This is a genomic window from Sorangium sp. So ce426 (assembly GCF_051475585.1).
GTDB classification, from domain to species: Bacteria; Myxococcota_A; Polyangia; order Polyangiales; family Polyangiaceae; genus Sorangium; species Sorangium cellulosum_B.
Window position 1 is genome coordinate 12,455,261 of the sequence record NZ_CP150341.1, and the last position, 17,679, is coordinate 12,472,939.

Sequence of the window (17,679 nt, forward strand, 5' to 3'; positions counted from 1 at the left end):
GCCGCCGGAGCCTCGGCGCGAGCGCGCGCCCTCCGAGGAGCGCCTCGCGCGGCTCGACCCGGCGCGGGCCGAGAAGGCCAGACACCTCATCGAAACACGTGGGATACCGGGCGTTGACGATGACGAGACGATTTCCGGGAAGAGTGAAAAGCTGTCCTCACTGAGATAATGCAGCAGGGCGGTAGTCCGAAGACGAAGGCGATCGTCGCGCAGAGAGGGCTCCGGCAGGTCGCCGACGAAGGCGCCCTAGAGCGCGTCGTCGACCCGATCATCGCCGGCCACGCAGGCGAGGTTCCCCGCTTCCATGCGGGGAATTCGAAGCGGATCGGGCTCTTCGTCGGTCAGGTCATGAAGGCTCCGGCGGCAAGGCGAGCCCCGACCTGGTCACTCCGCTGCTGCCCAGGAAGCTGGCGTAAATCTCCCACCCACGCGCTGTTTCGCTTCCCCCCCGACGCGGGGTGCGCCCGAGTGCTGCGCTCTGCGTTATCCCACTCCCGGCACCTGACTACGTAACGCCTGTCGTGGCGGTGTGGAGAAAGATGTCCAGCAAAATGTTCATAAATCAATTGAGCTTGATAGCTGGAGTGGTGTAGATCTGATTGGTACTATGGAATCTGCACGCCAGTTCGCTCTCCTCGCTTGCGTGGCGGTGTCGTTCTCACAGGCCGCTTGCGTCGCGTCTGCCGGGCTCGAAGGGGACGATGAGGCGGTGGAGGAGGTCCAGCAGGCGGCCATAACGGTCAATGCGCTGACCGTCAATGCGCTGACCGTCAATGCGCTGACCGTCAACGCGCTGACCGTCAACGCGCTGACCGTCAACGCGCTGACCGTCAATTCGTTGATGGGTAATTCGCGGTTGAAAGATGCGCTCCGCTCCCCCGAGTCGAGGGAGCTCCTCAGCTTCATCGTGGGCTGCGCGCTCCCCGAGGAGGCCCGCCTCGACGTCAAGGTCGATGGGGTGCCCTACAGCTTCGCGGGGGATCTCGGCCTCGCGCCCGAGTGGGGCTCGAAGCGTGGCTCGTGTGATGAAGAGTGCCAGGAGTGGGTCTCCGCGTGCCTGCTCGCGCGCGTCAACTACCGGGGCGAACACGTCATGATCTCGCTCCGCGGACAGCACGAAGCGCTCTCGTCCACGAAGCGGGAGCGGGCGAGATACGACGAGGAGGAGGCGACCTACTTCGGTAACGTCTTCCAGAGGCCGCAGCGCCTCTTCGCCTGCCTGGCGCCGGGCAAGCGGCAGATCCCGCGCGTCTGCGGGCCCTCGATCAAGAACTGCCCGATCGATGTCGTGGGCAAGTGTGAGGATGTGTGCGATGGCCCGAGGTCGGACGGCAGCTTCTTGAACTGCCGCGATCGTGAGCCGCTCGACCTTCCGTGCGGTCCCCCCGTCTTTCCGCGCGGCACCGACCGCTACAAGGCTTCGGTGTCCGTCTTCCTCGAGTAGCATCGGGCGGCGTGGATTCCGGCGCCGTCCTCGCGAACCGCTTCGTCGTCGGGCAGAAGGTTGCGGCCGGGGGGATGGGGACGGTCTTTCGCGCGCACGACCGCCTCGACGACCGCCCGGTCGCCCTGAAGGTCCTGCACAGCCGCGAGGCCTTCGACGTCGAGCGGTTCGAGCGCGAGTCGCAGATCCTCGCCGAGCTGAGCCACCCGGGGATCGTGCGGTACGTGGCGCACGGGCGGACCGGCGCCGGGGACCACTACCTCGCCATGGAGTGGCTGGAGGGCGAGGACCTGGCGGCGTGCCTCGCGCGCCGGCAGCTCGCGCTCGCCGAGAGCCTCTCGGTGCTGCGCAGGACCGCGGACGCGCTCGCCTTCGCGCACTCGCGCGGGATCATCCACCGCGACGTCAAGCCGAGCAACATCTTCCTCGTCGCCGGCGACGTCGGCCAGCTCAGGCTCGTCGACTTCGGGATCGCGCGCCCGGACGGGGAGTCTCGGCGGCTCACCTACACGGGCGGGATCCTCGGGACCCCGGGGTACATCGCGCCCGAGCAGATCGAGGGCGGGGGCGCGCTCGACGCGCGGGCGGACGTGTTCTCGCTCGGGTGCGTCTTCTACGAGTGCGTCGCGGGCCGCCCGGCCTTCGAGGGGGCGCACGTCATGGCGGCGCTCGCCAAGCTCCTGTTCCAGACGACCCCCCGGCTGCGCGAGGTCCGCGCGGACGTCCCGGAGCCGCTGGAGCAGCTCATGGACCGGATGATGGCGAAGAACCCCGAGGACCGGCCGCGCGACTGCGGCGACGTCGGGGTCGAGCTCGCGCAGATCGCGGAGGTGCTCGACACCTGGGCGACGCCGCGGCCCGCCACGCTGGCCTCCCCGCGCGACGCGACCATGCGCTCGGCGCGGCCCGACGGCTTCCTCACGCGCAGCGAGCAGCGGCTCGTGTCCCTCGTGCTCGCCGGCGAGCCGGACGACGTGCAGATGAGCGTCGCGGCGGCCGGCGGCGTGCCGAGCGCCTCGGACGTCTCGAGCGTGCTGCAGGAGCTCTCGAGCGAGGGCCCGGGCTCCGCGGTGCCGCGCTCGGAGGTGCGGGCCGCGGTGGAGCCCTACGGCGCCCACATCACGGAGATCTCGCGAGGCTCGCTCATCGCGATCCTCGCCGGCGCCGGGAGCGCGGTGGACCGGGCCGAGCGGGCGGCGCGGTGCGCGCTCGCGCTGCGCGCGCGGTTCCCCGGCATCCCGCTCGCCGTCGCCACGGGGCGCGGGGTGTCGTCGGCGAAGCTCATCGAGGGCGACGTCATCGACCGGGGCGTGCGCGCCCTGCGGGCCGCGCACGCCGGGGCGGTCCGGCTCGACGACGTGACGGCCAGCGTGGTCGGCGGCCGGCTCAAGGTGGAGACCGACGAGAACGGGCCGTTCCTCGCGACCGAGACGGCGGCCGACGAGAGCGTCCCCGTGCTCCTCGGCAAGCCGAGCGTCTGGGTCGGCCGCATCCGCGAGCTGTCCATGCTGGAGGGCGTGTTCTCCGGGTGCGTGAGCGAGTCGCTGGCGAGCGCGGTGCTCGTGATCGGCGCGGCGGGGTCCGGGAAGTCGAGGCTCCGCCTGGAGTTCCTCACCCGGGTGCGGCGCCAGTTCGGGTCGGTGGAGATCCTCTCCGGGCGGGCCGAGTCGATGGCCGCGGGGTCCCCGTTCGGCCTCATCGCCGACGCGATCCACAAGGCGGCGGGGATGCGCGAGGGCGAGCCGGTGGAGGCCCGGCGGCGCAAGCTGACGCGCCGGCTAGGGCGCCACCTGAGCGGCGAGTCGCTGAGCCGGATCGCGGCCTTCCTGGGCGAGATCTCGCGGACGCCGTTCCCCGACGGCGAGACGAGCGGGCTGCGCGCGGCGCGCGACAACGCGATGCTCATGGCCGACGCGACGCGCGCGGCGTGGGAGGACTGGCTCGCCGCCGAGTGCGCGGCGCAGCCGGTGCTGCTCGTGCTCGAGGACCTGCACTTCGGCGATCCGGCGACCGTGCGCCTCATCGATCAGACGCTCCGGAACCTCCGGGACCTGCCGCTCATGCTGCTCGCGCTGGCCCGGCCCGAGGTGAGCAAGCAGTTCCCCGCGCTGTGGACCGACCGGGAGGTGCAGACGATCAAGCTCGGGCCGCTGCCCGCCAAGGCGAGCGAGCGCATGGTGCGGAGCGCGCTCGGCGAGGACACGCCCGCGGAGACGGTGGCCCGGGTCGTGGAGCGGGCCGACGGCAACCCGTTCTACCTGGAGGAGCTCATCCGCGCGGTCGCGACGGGCAAGGGGGACGTGCTGCCCGACTCGGTGCTGGGCACGGTCGAGGCGCGGCTCGACGCCGAGGGGCACGAGGCGAAGCGCGTGCTGCGGGCCGCGAGCATCTTCGGCGACCGCTTCTCGAAGCTCGCGGTGGCGGCGCTGCTCGGCGGCGCGACGCGCGTGAAGGAGACCGAGACGTGGCTCGACGCGCTCGCGGCGCGGGAGCTCATCGCCCCGGTCTCGACGCCGGGGTGGCTCATCCCGACGGACTACGTGTTCCGCCACGCGATCGTGCGCGAGGCCGCGTACGCGATGCTCACCGAGCCGGACCGCGCCCTCGGCCACAAGCTGGCCGGCGAGTGGCTCGAGCGCAGCGGGCACACCGACGCGATGGCGCTCGCGGAGCACTTCCGTCGCGGCGGCGAGCCGGCGCGCGCGGTGCGGTGGTACCGGAGGGCCGCGGAGCAGGCGCTCGAGGCGAACGATCTGGCGAGCGCGCTCGCGCGCGCCGAGATGGGCGTCCAGTGCGGGGCGGCCGACGAGGAGCTCGGGCGGCTGCGGCTCGTGGAGGCCGAGATCGCCCTGTGGCAACAGGAGACGGCGCTCGCCGTGCAGCGCGGCACCGAGGCGGCGAGCCTCGTGCGGACCGGGAGCTCGCCGTGGTTCCGCGCCATCGGGCAGGTGATCATCGCGGAGGGGAAGCTCGGCCACTTCGATCGCGTCGAGGCGTGGGCGACGCGGGCGGCCGAGGCGGCGGGCGCGATCAGCGCGCGGATCATGTGCCTGTGCGAGGCCGCGATGTACCTGATCTTCGGCGGCCGCTACACGGCGGCCGACGCGCTCATCCAGATGCTCGAGGCGGCCGCGAGCGAGCCCGCCGGGCTCGAGCCGCAGGCGGCGGGCCAATACCAGCAAGCGCGCGCGATCCGGGCGCACACGAGGGGCGACATCGGGGCCGCGCTGAGCGGGTTCACGGCGGCGAGCGCGGCGTTCGAGCAGGCCGGCGACCGCCGGAACGCCTGCGCGGCGCGCTCGAACCTGGGCTTTTTGTACGGCGAGCTCGGCGACTTCGAGGTGGCCGAGTCCGAGCTCCGGACGGCGCTGGCCGGGGCGCAGCGCATGGGCCTCGACGACCTGGAGACGGCCGCGCTCCAGAACCTCGGCTACGTCATCGCCCACCTGGGGCAGCTCGAGGAGGCGAAGCTCCTCGAGCAGCGCGCCGCCGCGGCGTTCCAGCAGCAGGGCGACCGGCGCATGGAGGGCGTGACGCTGACGTACATGGCGAAGATCATGCTCCTGTCGGGCGATCCCGCGGCCGCCGAGCGCGAGGCGCGCGCCGCGGTCGAGGCGCTGGTGGTGGCGCCTCCGCTCCGCGCCGCCGCCGTGGCGGTGCTCTCGCGCGCGCTGCTCGCGCAGGGCCGCCCGGAAGAGGCGCTGCCGGCCGCGCGCGAGGCGTTCGTGCAGCTCGAGGAGGCGGGCTCGCTCGAGGAGGGCGAGTCGCTCGTGCGGCTCGCCTACGCCGAGGCGCTCGCGGCGGCGGGCGCCGCGCGCGAGGCGGCGGAGGCGCTCGCCGTCGCGCGCCAGCACCTGCTCGACCGCGCGGCGAAGATCAGCGACGCGTCCTTCCGGGAGCGGTTCTTGACGTGCGTGCCCGACAACGCGAAGACCCTCGCGCTCGCCGCCGCCGAGTGACATTTCACGGGGCGGCGGCGCGGCTCGCCTACGCCGGCTGCGTCGGCTGATCCAGGGCGGCCTCCGCCGCCTCGCGCTCGGCGATGGCGGCGGCGTGGCGGCGCAGCCGGTCGCCCATCACGTTCGGGATGCGCGCTGAGGCCGCGAGCGCGGCCGAGAGCGCGCGGCGCGCGGCGGCGAGCCGGCCGCGGCGCAGCGCGGTCACCGCGCGGATCTCGAGGACCTCGATGTGCTCCTGGCCCACGGAGCTCTGGGCCGAGCGGTCCACGAGCGCGTCCCACGCCGCGTCGTCCGCGGCGCCCCTGTCCTGCGTGGCCAGATCGATCATGGCGCAGAGCACCTCCTCCGAGGGGACCATCAGCGCGTCGGCCTGGCCCTCGTCGCGGGCGCGCTCCTGCATCTCGCGCATCTGCTCGAACAGCGCGCGCGCCTCGGCATGCTCGCCGCAAAAGAAGAGGAACCGGGCCTTGAGGAGCAAGGCGACGGGCCGGCACGCCCCGCAGAGCCGGTGCCGCTCGATCTCGAGCGCGCGATCGATGTGCGGCCCCGCCGCCGCGAGGTCGTCCATGAGGTAGAGGTACTCGCCGAGGTTGTACTCGCCGACCCGCTCCAGCCCGCTCTGGCCGAGATCGCGCGCGAGCGCGAGCACCCGCTCGAGGTCGGCGATCATCCGGGCCTTGTCGCCGCGGCACGCCCAGAGGAGCGCGCGGTTGTTCGTCACGGAGCCGAGGTGGAGCGTGTCGTGGTGCGCCTCGCAGAGCGCGATCGCCCGGCCGAGCGCGTCCTCGGCGTCGTCGAGCCGGCCGAGCCCCTGGAGGACGAAGCCGAGCATGAGCAGCGAGATGACGAGCGTCTCGTACCCTTCGTCGCCGAGCGAGGCGGCCGACGCCGCCGCGCGCTCGAGCGCGGTGGCCGCCTCTTCCTCCCGGCTGAAGCGGTGGAGCGTGCGCCCGGCGCCGAGCGCGAGGCGCGCGGTGAGCGCCGGCGACAGCGTGATCTCCTCGGCGAGCACGCCCGCCTCCTCGACGCGCTCCTCGGAGCTCTTGAACTCGTCCATCCAGTCGAGCGCCGTGGCCTCGTCGAGCAGGATGTCGATCTGCGCCCGGACGTCGCCGCGCGCCCGCGCGATGGCCCGCGCGCTGGCGAAATCGGCGAGCGCGTCGTGGTAGCGGCCCAGGCGGTAGCGCATGAGGCCGCGGCCCCGGTGCGCGGCCGCGCGGTCGGGGCGCGCCCCGCCCGGCGCGCGGCGGCTGGGCGGGCCTCCGCCCGGGGCCGTCGGCTCGATCGGCTGCTCCAGGGCGCGGCTGTAGAGCGTCTCCGCGTCGAGGTAGGCGTGCCGGGCGCGCGCGCGCTCCGCCAGGGTGAGGTAGGCGATCTCCGCGATCTCGCCGAGGCCCGCCTGGGCGGCGTGGTACGCGAACGGGATGAGGCGCTCGTTCTTGAGGTGCGGCGCGTCGCGCTCGCCGGCCTCGTCGCCCGCGGCGTCGCGGTGCAGCTTGAAGGCCGCGAGGTGGACGCGCCGGCGGAGCGGCTCGGGCGCGCCGCGGGCCACCGCCTCGCGGACCAGCGCGTGGCGGAAGCCGATGCGCCCCCGCCGGTCCTGGACGAGGAGGCCCGCGGCGATCAGGCGCTTCACGGCGACCGCGGCGTCGAGCGGCAGGTCGTCGGCCTCGCCGTGCTCGTCGAGCCGGTGGAGCACGCCGGCCACCTCGGCGACCGCGACGTCGGGGCCGAGCAGCGCGATGAGCCGCGCGTGCGCCTGCAGCGCGGGCGGGAGCGCGTCGATCTCGCCGAGGGCCAGCCAGTCGAGGAGCGGCATGTCGGGGAGCCGATCGAGCTCGTCGGTGGCGAGGTACCACGCGTCGCCCCGCGGGTGCCGGCGCACGACGCCCCCCCGCTTGAGGCCGCGCACGAGCTCGATGAGCAGGAGCGGGACGCCCTGCGCGCGCTCGACGAGGTGCGCGACCGCGGGCTCGGGCACGTCCTCCGCGGGCAGGAGCAGCCGCCGGCACAGGGCGATCGCGCTCTCGCGATCGAGCGCCTCGAGCCGATAGGTCTCGCGGCGCGCGGCGCGCTCGCCGAAGGAGGGGCGCGCGCTCTCGAAGCTCGGCCGCCCGAACGCGCAGATGAAGAGCGGCGCCTGCGCCTCGGCGAGCGCCGCGTACTCGAGCGCGGCGAGCGCCGCGTCGTCGGCGACGTGCGCGTCGTCGAGCACCACGAAGAGCGGCGTCCGGCGCGATCGCCGGCGGAGGGCCTCGCCGGCGGCCACGGAGAGCGCGGCGCGGAGCGCGCCGGGCGCCGCGGAGAGCGCGCGGAGCTCGGGGTAGCGCTCCTCGGCGAGCGGGTCGTCGCTGATCCAGCCGAGCGCGAGCGCCACGGCGGCCCCGAGCCGCGCCTGCTGCGCGCCCGCGAGGCGGCGCCGGAGGAGCGCGCTGCCGCCGTCCGCCGGAGGGGACGACGGCAGCGCGAGCGCCCGCTGCAGGATCTCCCGGACGACGCGATCGGCCCCGCCCGCGACCGGCTCGCCGGTCCGGAGCTCGATCACCTCGGCGCGCCCCTCGATCGCGCGCAGCCGCTGCGCGAGCGCGCCGGCGAGGCGGCTCTTGCCGTGGCCGGCCACGCCGATGACGCTGGCGATGGTGGGCGTCGCGGTCGCCACGGCGTCGCGCGCGCCCGCGACCAGCGCGTCGAGCACGTCGCTCCGGCCGAACAGCGGCTGGGAGCTCGAGTCGAACGCGGTGTCGGCGTCGGGCAGGGCGGCGGCCAGCCCGGGCCCGGCGGAGGCCGGTCCTGGCGAGGGGGCGCCGTCGCCCGGGACCTGGGAGGCGTCGTCGCCGAGCGCCGCCGCGGCCGCCGGCGACAGGGTGAGGCCCGGAGGGCCGCCCGCCGCGAGCCGATCCTCCCGGTGGAAGAGCGGGCTCAGGAACCGCCGCGTGCCGTCGGGCCGCGGCTGGACGGACACGGTCGCGAGGTCGAGCAGCCCGCGGGAGAGGACGCGCTGCTGCTCGAGCTCGCGGCCGGCGTGCACCGCGCGGCGCAGCGGGCTCGCGCCGTCCGCGTGATCGAAGACGGCGACGAAGCGGCCGCCCGCGGCGTGGGCGAGCTCGCCGCCCAGCGCGCTGAGCCTCCGCTGGAGGGCCACGACGTCGAGCTCGGCCTCGAAGAAGAGGAGCGCGACGGCGCGCCGCTCGACGCTGCGGCCGCTGGGCGGCGGCGGCTCGGTGGTGGGGCCCCGGAGGCGCGAGGGGCGGCGCTCCTGGCCGCGCTCGAAGCTCTCCAGGGCGGCGCCGAGCGCCGCGGCGCTCGCGAAGCGCTGGCCCCTGTCCTTCGCGAGGCACCGGAGCACGATCTCCTCGAGCGAGCGCGAGATCGGCGCGATCAGGGAGGGCCGCGGGGGGCGGCGGCTGAGGTGGTCCTGCCGCACCAGGGCGGGGGGTCCCCAGAAGGGCGGCTTGCCGGTGAGCAGCTCGAACAGCACGGCGCCGAGGGCGTACACGTCCGCGCGCGCGTCGACGTCGCCGCGGCCGTCGCACTGCTCGGGGGCCATGTACTCGGCGGTGCCGGGCGCGTCGCTCTCGGCGGTGAGGCGGGGCGACGGCTCGCGGTGCCCCGCGGCGAGGCCGAGATCGATGATGGTGGCGCGGTGCCCGCCAGCTCCGGCGCGCGCGGCGAGCGGCGCGCCGGAGACGAAGATGTTCTCCGGCTTGACGTCGCGGTGCACGTAGCCGCGCGCGTGGATCGCCTCGAGGGCCCGGAGCGCGGAGCGCGCGAGGGCGCACGCCTCGCGCGCCGGCATCGGCCCGGCGACCCCGCGCGCCACGAGGCGGTCGGCGAGCGTGGGGCCGTCGAGGTACTCCATGACGAAGTACGGCGCGCCCGAGGCGAGCTGGCCGCACCCGTAGACGGCGGGCACGTGGGGCGGCCCGACGTCGTAGAGGGCTCGCATCTCCTTGACGAGGCGCGCGCTCGCGTCCGGCTGGTCGACGCGCGCGACCTTGATCGCCACGGTCGGGCCGCCCTCCTCGGGCTCGGCCGCGAACACGGCCCCGAACCCGCCTGCGCCGGCGAGCCGGACGCCCCGGTAACCTTCGATGCTGGGCGGAGCGCTCGCGCCGAGCCAGCTGCCGCTGGACTCGTCCGCGCCGCCGGGCGCGCCGGGCTCGGGGCTCGCCTGCCGCACCACGGGGCCGTGCTCCGGACACCCCGGATCCGCGTGCGCGACGCGCCTGCCGCACTCCCTGCACCGCGCGGTGGGCGCCCCGGAGCGGGCCGCGCTTCCGCCTCGACGAGCATCGGGCAACATGGGGGCCTCATGGCAGGAACGTCGTAATCACCGCGGGCCACGACTCGCCTCGATCGTCGGTGCAGCTCGGGCGATAGCCGTCGGCCGCGCCGGGCGCGTCACACGCGAGATCGCATGAGCCCACGATGTGAATGTTCGGGCACTCTCGGACGCCCCCGCCGGGCTCGGGGAGCCCCGCGGCGCAGTCCCTGCTGAGGGCCCGAGAGCTCTCCACGTTGGATTTGTTGTAGCAGGCATAGAGGCGGGGCGGGGTCGCGAACAGATCGCCCCAGAACGCGCCTTCCTCGATCGGATACGACTCGATCTCGCTCGCGTCCGGGTGCCTGAGGGCGAGGTGCGCCGCGCGCGACGAGATCATCACGGAGACGCCGGCCCGGTTGGCGCGCGACGCCACGCAGGCCGAGACCCACTGCTCCCGGGACTCGCTCAGCGGCGCGATGGCCCAGCTCGCCGCGAGCCCGAGGTAACCCTGGTAGACCTCCTCGCGCAGCTCGCCGCGCTCGTCGCGCCACGAGAACCTGAACGACTGCGACGGGGTCAGCGCGCAGCCGACGATGTATTGAAGGAGCTGCCTGGACATCGCGCCGAGCTCCCCTGGGCGGGTGATGGCGGCGCGGACCGCCGCCGAGAGGGCGTTCGAGGCGAGTCTGTTCGGGGCGAGCGCAATCGGGTCGAGGGCGTTCGGGTTGAGGGCGTTCGGGTTGAGGGCGTTCGGGTTCAGCGCGTTGTGATTCACGAGCGCACTTGAGACCTCGTCGACCGACCCCCACTCCGCGGGAAATCCGTCGCTGCCACCGCAGCACGGCACTGAAGCCAACAGAAATGTGTGCGCGCACAGAGCTCGGATTCGCCTCTTCATCTGTCCCCCTCCGCGCCCGTTCTGCTAGCAGATGGAATAGGCTACCGTAAGGATAACGATGGATTTACTGTACCACTTGGCGAAGCGGCGTGTAGCGCCAACCCGGCCGTCTGGCGCGGAGAAACTCCTCGCTCGGGTGAGTCCTTAGTCGCATCGGGGGGGTTATGACGATGGATGCTTTGGCGACACGAGATAACGAGACGCGGGCATTTTCACTGGAGGAGAGGTCCTTTTCCCGAGGCGAGCTGCCGTGCGGCACGCGGGCGGGTGAGTACACCGTTGTGTCGCCCATCGCCCGGGGCGGATGTGGGGCCGTGTACGAGGCCATTCACCTCCGGACCGGCGAGCGCGTGGCGATGAAGGTGCTCCACGGCACGCTCGCCGCGTCGCCGAAGATGGTGAAGCGCTTCCTGCGCGAGATCGAGGTGGTGCGGCTGCTCAACCACCCCGGGATCGTCGAGATTCATGACGCCGGCGAGCTCGCGGACGGCCGGCCATTTTATATGATGGAGCACCTCGACGGGGTGACGCTCGACGTGCTCCTCCGGCAGGAGGGGCGGCTCTCGCCGGAGCAGGCGCTCGAGCTGCTCGAGCCGGTCTGCTCGGCGCTCGACGCGGCGCACGCGGCCGGGATCATCCATCGCGACGTGAAGGGCAGCAACATCTTCGTCTCGCGGGGCGCCCCGCGGGCGGTCAAGCTCCTCGATTTCGGGATCGCCAAGCTGATGGAGCCGGACGAGGGGGCGAGCGGCTTCACCACGGCGGGGAGGGCGCCTGGCACCCTCACGATCATGGCGCCCGAGCAGATCCTCGGCGGCGTCCTCGACGCGCGCGTGGACGTGTATGCGCTCGGCGTCCTCCTGCACAGGCTCCTCACGGGCAAGCTCCCGTTCTACTCGCCGGACGCGACCGAGCTGCTCCGGCAGCACCTGGAGGAGCCCGCGCCGCGCCCGAGCCGGCGGACCCCGCTGCCGCCCGCGCTCGACGCGGTGGTGCTGCGCTGCATGGAGAAGCAGCCGGAGCACCGCTATCCTTCGGTGAAGAGCTTCCTTTACACGCTGCGCGAGGCGGTCGGCGAGCCGACGTCGGGGCGGAGCAGCATGCCGGAGCTCCAGACCGACGCGATCGCGATCTACCTCGATCTCCGGGTGCGCACCGACGCCGACGATCTCGACGACGCGCTCGCCGAGGAGCTCGGCCTCGTGCTCGACCTCGCGGAGGAGCGCCTCCGGGACGCCGGGCTCACGCTGGTCTCCGTGACCGGCAGCGAGATCCTCGCCGTGCGCCTCCTCTCCAGCGAGCTGCGGGAGTCGCTGCTGGAGCGCGCGGCGGTGATCGAGATCGCCGCCTCGCTCCACGAGGAGATCGCGCTGAGGAGCGGCCCGGACACGCGCGTGCACACGAACCTGTGCCTGCACGCCGGGCAGGTCGTGGTGCGCTCGGCGAACCACCCGGAGATCATCGGCGGCGACCTGGCCCGGGTCGGGGCGTGGGCGCCCGTCGACGCGGTGCACGCGCTCTGCGCGACGGAGGCGGCGGTCCGCGGGATCGGCGGACTCGAGCTCTCCGCGGGGCCGCCCGGGCTCCTGCTGATCGGCGAGCTCTCCGGGCACTGCTCCTCGCCGGCGCCGACGCTGCGGTGCCGCGCGCTCTGACGCGGCCGGCGTCGGCCCTTCAGCGACGCGCGCCGCGCCCCCGCGACGCGCGATGTCAGGTCGGCGACGGGCGCGCGCTCGGCGTGGACCCCCTGGCCGACTCGGGAGCTCCCGGAGTCGATATGACGACGCAAAAACGAGCGAGGGGCGATTGCCGCTCGATGATAGGTGCCATTATAAGGGCCGCCCGCGGGTCGCTCGGCCTCGCGCCCGCGCCTCGCGGCTCCGGAAAGCTCTCATGTCCATGCGCCTTCAGCAAGCACTCCAGACCCTCCTCGATTCCGCCCCTCTCCTTCGCGACGCATCGAGCAGCGGTAACGTCCGTGTGCTCGCCTCGCTCCTCGGGCCCGCCTTCCGCGGCTTCGTCCAGCGGCGGGGCAAGGGCGTGGTCTCGACCGATATCTCGGTTGGATACGAGGCCAGCTTTAACTGGAGTTACGGGCGGGACGACCCCGACATGGCGAGGCTCTACCACCTCGCCAAGACGTCCCAGTGGGACGCTGCGACAGACCTCGACTGGTCGCGGAGCGTCGACTGGCTCGACCCGGCAATGCCGCTCTTGCCCGACAGCTGGATGCCGCCGTCCAAGCTGCCCGCCTGGGGCAGGCTCTCCGAGCGGGAGCGCGCGACGCAGCGCCACGGGCTGCTCTCCTGGATGCTGAGCCAGTTCCTGCACGGCGAGCAGGGCGCCTTGTTCGCGGCGTCGCAGATCACGGAGTGCGTGCCGTCGCTCGACGCGAAGCTCTACGGGAGCACGCAGGTCGCCGACGAGGGGCGCCACGTCGAGGTGTTCCACGCCTACCTGACGCAGAAGCTGGAGAAGCTCTACGAGATCAACGACAACCTCTATGTCGTCATCGACGCGATCATGAGCGACGGCCGGTGGGACATGAAGTTCCTCGGCATGCAGATCATGATCGAGGGCCTGGCGCTCGGCGCGTTCGGCTCGATTCGACAGATGACGAGCGAGCCGCTCCTCAAGGACGTCCTCCGGTCGGTGATCACCGACGAGGCGCGCCACGTCCACTACGGGGTGCTCGCGCTGAGCAGGTTCTACCGCGAGGGCATCGACGAGCGGGCGCGGAGGGAGCGTGAGGACTGGGCGTTCGACCTGTCGGTGCTCCTGCGCAACCGCTTCCTGGCGCACGAGTTCTATGACGAGTTCTACGCTCACCGCATGACGCGCTGCGCGTGGGACGAGCTCATGCTCCAGAGCGACCTGATGGGGTTCTTCCGCCGGACGATGTTCAGGCGGATCGTGCCGAACCTGAAGCGGATCGGCCTTTTGTCCGCGCGGATGCGGCCGCGCTACGCCTCGCTCGGCCTGCTCGAGTACGAGCACGGGCGGGCGGCCAGCGAGCTGACGGCCAAGGAGCTGCTCGACGACGCGTGAGGCGAGGGCGGCCGAGGGCGAAAGACGCGGACGCCCGCGCCGGCCCCGGGGAGAGATCAGCAGGTGGACCGGGCGCAGGCCGAGAGCTCGACGCCGCACCGCCTCTGGATGCAGGCGAAGTCGCCGTTGCAGGCGGCGAGCGACCTGAAGGCGCACGAGAGGGCCTGATCGGCGAAGAACTGAGCGTTGGGGCAGCCCCGCGAGACGCAGCTGGAGACGCACGCGACGCTGAACTCCGGCGGCATCCGCTCCCTGTCGATGCACCGGGCGGCGCAGGTGACCACCTCCTGGCAGTCCACGGGCTCGCACGCGCCGCAGTCCTGGGGGCAGATGCCGCAGGTCTCGAAGCTCTCGCAGACGCCGTTCGAGCACACCGAGCAGACGCCGCAGTCGCGCCGGCAGGACGCGCACGTCTCCGTCCCCGAGCAGACGCCGTCGCCGCACGTGGCGCAGGCGCCGCAGTCGTCCGGGCAAGAGAAGCAGCTCTCGATCCCGCCGTTGCACACGCCGTTGCCGCAGGCCTCGCAGACGCCGCAGTCGGGGGCGCACGAGCGGCAGTCCTCCCGCGGCGAGCAGACGCCGTCGCCGCAGCCCTGGCAGACGCCGCAGTCGCCCGCGCACGTCGCGCACGTCTCGGCGCCGCTGCACACGCCGTCGCCGCAGTTCGGACACACCCCGCAGTCGCCCGGGCACGTCGAGCACGACTCGCTCGCCGGATCGCAGGCGGCGTCGCCGCAGCGCGGACAGATGCCGCAGTCCTCGGCGCAGCTGCCGCAGTCCTCGGCGCCGTTGCAGGCGCCGTCGCCGCACCCCCCGCACGGGCCGCAGTCGATCGCGCAGCTCGAGCACGTCTCTGTCCCCGAGCAGGCGCCGTCGCCGCACCCCTGGCCCTGGCACGGGCCGCAGTCGGGGGCGCAGGAGCGGCAGTCCTCGGCGCCGTTGCAGGCGCCGTCGCCGCACGCCGGGGGCTCGGCGCCGGACGAGCTGTCGTACTCCCACGTCTCGGTGCGGCCGCAGCCCGCCCCGAGCGAGGCCCCCGCGAGGGCGACGAGCGCAGACCAGGCGAAGGCGCGCGAGGAGAGGAAGCCAGGGCGACGCCGCCCGGGCCGCAGCAGGAAGCTCAGCCGGCTTGTGGTACCCATACGATCAGCCCCGGGGATCACGAGAGGTCGGGTTGTCAGAAGGAGCGGGACCGGCTCGCGGGCTGCAGCGGCGCCGCGATGAGCCGTCCACGGGAACGCGCGCGGACGGAACATACATGGAGACGGCCCACGGATGGCGCCAAAGCACAGGCGCGCCGCGGGCCGGGGCCGCATGCGCGACGCGGGGCACAAAATAAAAGAGGGCGGCGCCTCCGGAGAGGCGTCGCCCAAAGCGCTCCGCGGTGCGCGCTTCAACCAGGAAGCGACGTGCCGCGCAGAGAGCTCACTTGGGGGCGTCGGCGGGGGCCGCCGCCGGGTCGGCCGCCGGAGCCGCCGCCGGGTCGGCCGCCGGAGCCGCCGCCGGGTCAGCCGCCGGAGCCGCCGCCGGGTCAGCCGCCGGGTCAGCCGCCGGAGCCGCGCCCGGGTCGGTCGGGGCCGGGGCGCTGCCGCCGCAGGCGACGACGAGGGACGACACGGCGACGAGCGCAAGAACGAGCTTCTTCATGGAATCCTCCGAAAAAGAGGGCGGTCAGGCCACCCTCACAACCAACAGGCGTGTGAACCGCACGCAAATCCGGCGGCCACCACCCAGACGCCGCTGGGGGCCAGAACGGCTCACAGTTTTTTCGATGAGCCGCCCGGGCCCGACCAGGCGTCTAGAAAAGTGTGGGAACCTCGGGGCGCTCCTGATGCCGCTCTGGACAGGAGCTCAGGGCTCGGCGCTCCGCCCGGGCCGCTGCCCCGCCTCCCGCGAGGGCACCGCGATCACCGTCTGCTGTACATTTCCAGTCATGTCCCCTGGTACGAACGCATGGCTCTGAGACCTCAGCGAGGGCGCTTGCGCCTTGTCGAACCGGCCGCCCCGGCTGCCCCGGCCGCGGAGGCCCAGGAGGACATGGGCGACGCCGGGCCCGCGTTCGCTCCGGAGGAGCGCGGCCGCGGCGATGGCCGGTTCGGGGGGGCGGGCGCGCAGGACCGGCGGTCCTCCGCCGCGACCGGGCCGGCCGAGCGCGGAACGGGCCTCGCGGAGCTGCCGGACGCGCAGCTCGTGGTGCTCGGCGCCCGCGGGGACGTGGGCGCGCTCGAGCAGCTCTACCGGCGGCACGTCGCCTTCGCCATCCACCTCGCGACGCGCATCGAGGGCTCCGCGCGCGACGTGGAGGACATCGTCCACGACGCGTTCCTCCGCGCCTACGAGCGCCTCGACGATCTCGTGGATCCCGCCGCGTTCCGCGCCTGGCTCGGGTCGATCATCGTCCACAAGGTCCGCTCGCGGATGCGGCGCGCGCGGCTGCTCGGCGTGCTCGGGATGGGCAAGTCGAGCGAGCCGGTCGATCTCGACGCGCTGGCGAGCCCGGCCGCGTCGCCCCACGCGCGCGCGCAGATCGCGCAGATCTACGCCCTGCTCCAGACGTTGCCGGCGGACGACCGGATCGCGTGGATCCTCCGCTCGGTGGAGGGGCACGATCTCGAGACGGTCGCGCAGATGACGGGCTGCTCGCTCGCGACCGTCAAGCGGCGGATTTCGCGGGCGCAGCAGTTCCTCGACGGTCATTTTGTAGATTCAACCAGCAGCGAGGTCTCATCATGAGCCGGCGAGGGCTACCCCGGATCGCCACGGCAGATCTGCGCGACCACGCGACCGAGGAGCGGATCGCGCGCGTCTGGGACCGCATCGAGCACGACCTCGGGGCGCGCGAGCGCTCGTCGCCGCGGCGCGCGGGCATGGCCGCGATGCTCGCGGCGGCGACGTTCGCGGCGTTCGGCGGCGGCCTGTGGCTCGGCAAGGCGATCTGGAGCGACGAGCGCGCGGCGCCCGCGCCCACCGCCGTGGCGCCGGCCGACGACGCGCCGTCGCTCGTCGACGTGTTCGCCGCGGGCTCGCAGGGGCGCACCTTCCAGCTGCCGGGCGGCGGGAGGATCTCGCTGACGGCGGGCACGACCGTCGAGGTCGAGCAGGCGGACGGCGGCGCGCTGACGCTGCGGCTCGTGCAGGGCGAGGCGTGGCTCGACACCGTGAGCGGGACGCGCACGGCGGCGCTCGCGCTCGTCGCCGGCGAGGCCCGCCTCGCGGCGGCGGCGGGCAGCGTGCTGCGCGTGAAGCACAACGTCGACGCGATCGACGTCAACGTCGCGGATGGCTCGGTCAAGCTCACGTCGCCGGCCGGCTCGCGGGAGCTCGGGCGCGGCGACGCCGAGGAGGGCGTGCCGATCCGGCAGCGGATCGCGGTCGTGGCGCCGCCGGAGCCGCGGCGCGCCCGCGCCCCGTCGCTCCCGCGCTCGAGCGCGGAGGTGGCGCCGATCGAGCCGCCGGCGGCCGCCGCGCCGGCCGCCTCCGCCGCCGCCGCGCCGGACTGGCGCGCGCGGTACAACGCGGGCGACGTCGCCGAGGCGCTGCAGAGCCTGCAGCAGCAGAGCGGCGGCATCGACGGGGCCATCGCCTCCGCGAAGACGGCGAGGGAGCTGATGGACCTCAGCGACCTCTTGCGCGGGAAGGGCGGCGATCGCGCCGCGGCGATGCGCGCGTTCGCGCGCGTGGTCGAGGGCTTCCCGAGCGACGCGAACGCGCCGATCGCAGCCTACAAGCTCGGCGACATGCACGCGAGCATGGGCGAGCAGGCGCTGGCGGCGAAGTACTACGAGCAGGCGCGCTCGCTGTCGCCCGAGGGCAACCTCGCGGAGGACTCGTTCTGCAAGCGCATCCGCGCCGAGGTGGTCGCCGGCCACAAGGAAGAGGCCTCTCAGATGGCCAAGGAGTACGTGGCCAAGTACCCGGACGGCCGGTGCGAGGACGTCCAGCGGATCGTCTCCGGCGAGTCCGGTGAAGAGGCGGTCGAGCAAGAGGAGCACGCGGCCCCGCCGCCCCAGCCTCCGCCGGCCCCGGACGCGAGCCCGACCCCGTAGCGCGGGGGCGCCCGTCCACG

At 73.7% G+C, this 17,679-nt stretch carries 11 protein-coding genes; 7 read left to right on the plus strand and 4 right to left on the minus strand.

Annotated elements, in window-relative coordinates; genetic code table 11:
* The first annotated feature begins 168 nt into the window (after positions 1-168).
* From WMF44_RS46750 to WMF44_RS46760, 3 genes are read left to right on the plus strand one after another with little or no spacing between them, the layout of a single operon-like run.
* A complete protein-coding gene (locus WMF44_RS46750; RefSeq protein ID WP_437296517.1) occupies positions 169-513 on the plus strand; it encodes a hypothetical protein in 345 nt (114 codons plus the stop codon).
* Positions 514-529: 16 nt separating this feature from the next.
* On the plus strand, positions 530-1,444 hold the full coding sequence (locus WMF44_RS46755; RefSeq protein WP_437296518.1) for a hypothetical protein: 915 nt from the start codon (positions 530-532) through the stop codon (positions 1,442-1,444).
* A gap of 11 nt (positions 1,445-1,455) precedes the next feature.
* The gene (locus tag WMF44_RS46760) at positions 1,456-5,403 is read left to right on the plus strand and encodes a serine/threonine-protein kinase (protein WP_437296519.1); all 3,948 of its coding nucleotides are present in this window, start codon (positions 1,456-1,458) and stop codon (positions 5,401-5,403) included.
* A 28-nt stretch (positions 5,404-5,431) separates the two neighbouring features.
* Here WMF44_RS46760 and WMF44_RS46765 read toward each other — a convergent pair whose 3' ends face one another.
* Together WMF44_RS46765 and WMF44_RS46770 are read right to left on the minus strand one after the other, a co-directional pair.
* A complete protein-coding gene (locus WMF44_RS46765; RefSeq protein ID WP_437296520.1) occupies positions 5,432-9,706 on the minus strand; it encodes a serine/threonine-protein kinase in 4,275 nt (1,424 codons plus the stop codon).
* Positions 9,707-9,713: 7 nt separating this feature from the next.
* The gene (locus WMF44_RS46770) at positions 9,714-10,442 is read right to left on the minus strand and encodes a hypothetical protein (protein ID WP_437296521.1); all 729 of its coding nucleotides are present in this window, start codon (positions 10,440-10,442) and stop codon (positions 9,714-9,716) included.
* A 293-nt stretch (positions 10,443-10,735) separates the two neighbouring features.
* Between WMF44_RS46770 and WMF44_RS46775 the strand changes: the two genes are divergently transcribed.
* Entirely contained in the window at positions 10,736-12,220 is a 1,485-nt protein-coding gene (locus tag WMF44_RS46775; protein WP_437296522.1) for a serine/threonine protein kinase, read from the plus strand.
* 457 nt (positions 12,221-12,677) lie between these two features.
* A complete protein-coding gene (locus WMF44_RS46780; RefSeq protein WP_437296523.1) occupies positions 12,678-13,613 on the plus strand; it encodes a ferritin-like domain-containing protein in 936 nt (311 codons plus the stop codon).
* Positions 13,614-13,669: 56 nt separating this feature from the next.
* On the opposite strand, the gene WMF44_RS46785 is transcribed toward WMF44_RS46780, so the two are convergent.
* Positions 13,670-14,755: a hypothetical protein gene (locus tag WMF44_RS46785; RefSeq protein ID WP_437296524.1), complete on the minus strand. Its 1,086-nt coding sequence runs from the start codon at positions 14,753-14,755 to the stop codon at positions 13,670-13,672.
* A 283-nt stretch (positions 14,756-15,038) separates the two neighbouring features.
* A complete protein-coding gene (locus WMF44_RS46790; RefSeq protein WP_437296525.1) occupies positions 15,039-15,260 on the minus strand; it encodes a hypothetical protein in 222 nt (73 codons plus the stop codon).
* Between the two features lie 333 nt (positions 15,261-15,593).
* Between WMF44_RS46790 and WMF44_RS46795 the strand changes: the two genes are divergently transcribed.
* Positions 15,594-16,346, plus strand: a complete 753-nt coding sequence (locus WMF44_RS46795) for an RNA polymerase sigma factor (protein WP_437296526.1) — start codon at positions 15,594-15,596, stop codon at positions 16,344-16,346.
* Complete coding sequence (locus WMF44_RS46800; protein WP_437296527.1) at positions 16,343-17,659, plus strand: FecR domain-containing protein; 1,317 nt, start codon at positions 16,343-16,345, stop codon at positions 17,657-17,659. The genes WMF44_RS46795 and WMF44_RS46800 overlap by 4 nt, the downstream gene beginning before the upstream one ends.
* Positions 17,660-17,679: the final 20 nt, after the last annotated feature.

Excerpts from the sequence above, each read along its gene's own strand:
- WMF44_RS46750 (WP_437296517.1), top strand. The coding sequence starts at position 169 with ATGCAGCAGGGCGGTAGTCCGAAGACGAAGGCGATCGTCGCGCAGAGA.
- WMF44_RS46765 (WP_437296520.1), bottom strand. The coding sequence starts at position 9,706 with ATGTTGCCCGATGCTCGTCGAGGCGGAAGCGCGGCCCGCTCCGGGGCG.
- WMF44_RS46775 (WP_437296522.1), top strand. The coding sequence starts at position 10,736 with ATGGATGCTTTGGCGACACGAGATAACGAGACGCGGGCATTTTCACTG.
- WMF44_RS46780 (WP_437296523.1), top strand. The coding sequence starts at position 12,678 with ATGGCGAGGCTCTACCACCTCGCCAAGACGTCCCAGTGGGACGCTGCG.
- WMF44_RS46785 (WP_437296524.1), bottom strand. The coding sequence starts at position 14,755 with ATGGGTACCACAAGCCGGCTGAGCTTCCTGCTGCGGCCCGGGCGGCGT.
- WMF44_RS46790 (WP_437296525.1), bottom strand. The coding sequence starts at position 15,260 with ATGAAGAAGCTCGTTCTTGCGCTCGTCGCCGTGTCGTCCCTCGTCGTC.
- WMF44_RS46800 (WP_437296527.1), top strand. The coding sequence starts at position 16,343 with ATGAGCCGGCGAGGGCTACCCCGGATCGCCACGGCAGATCTGCGCGAC.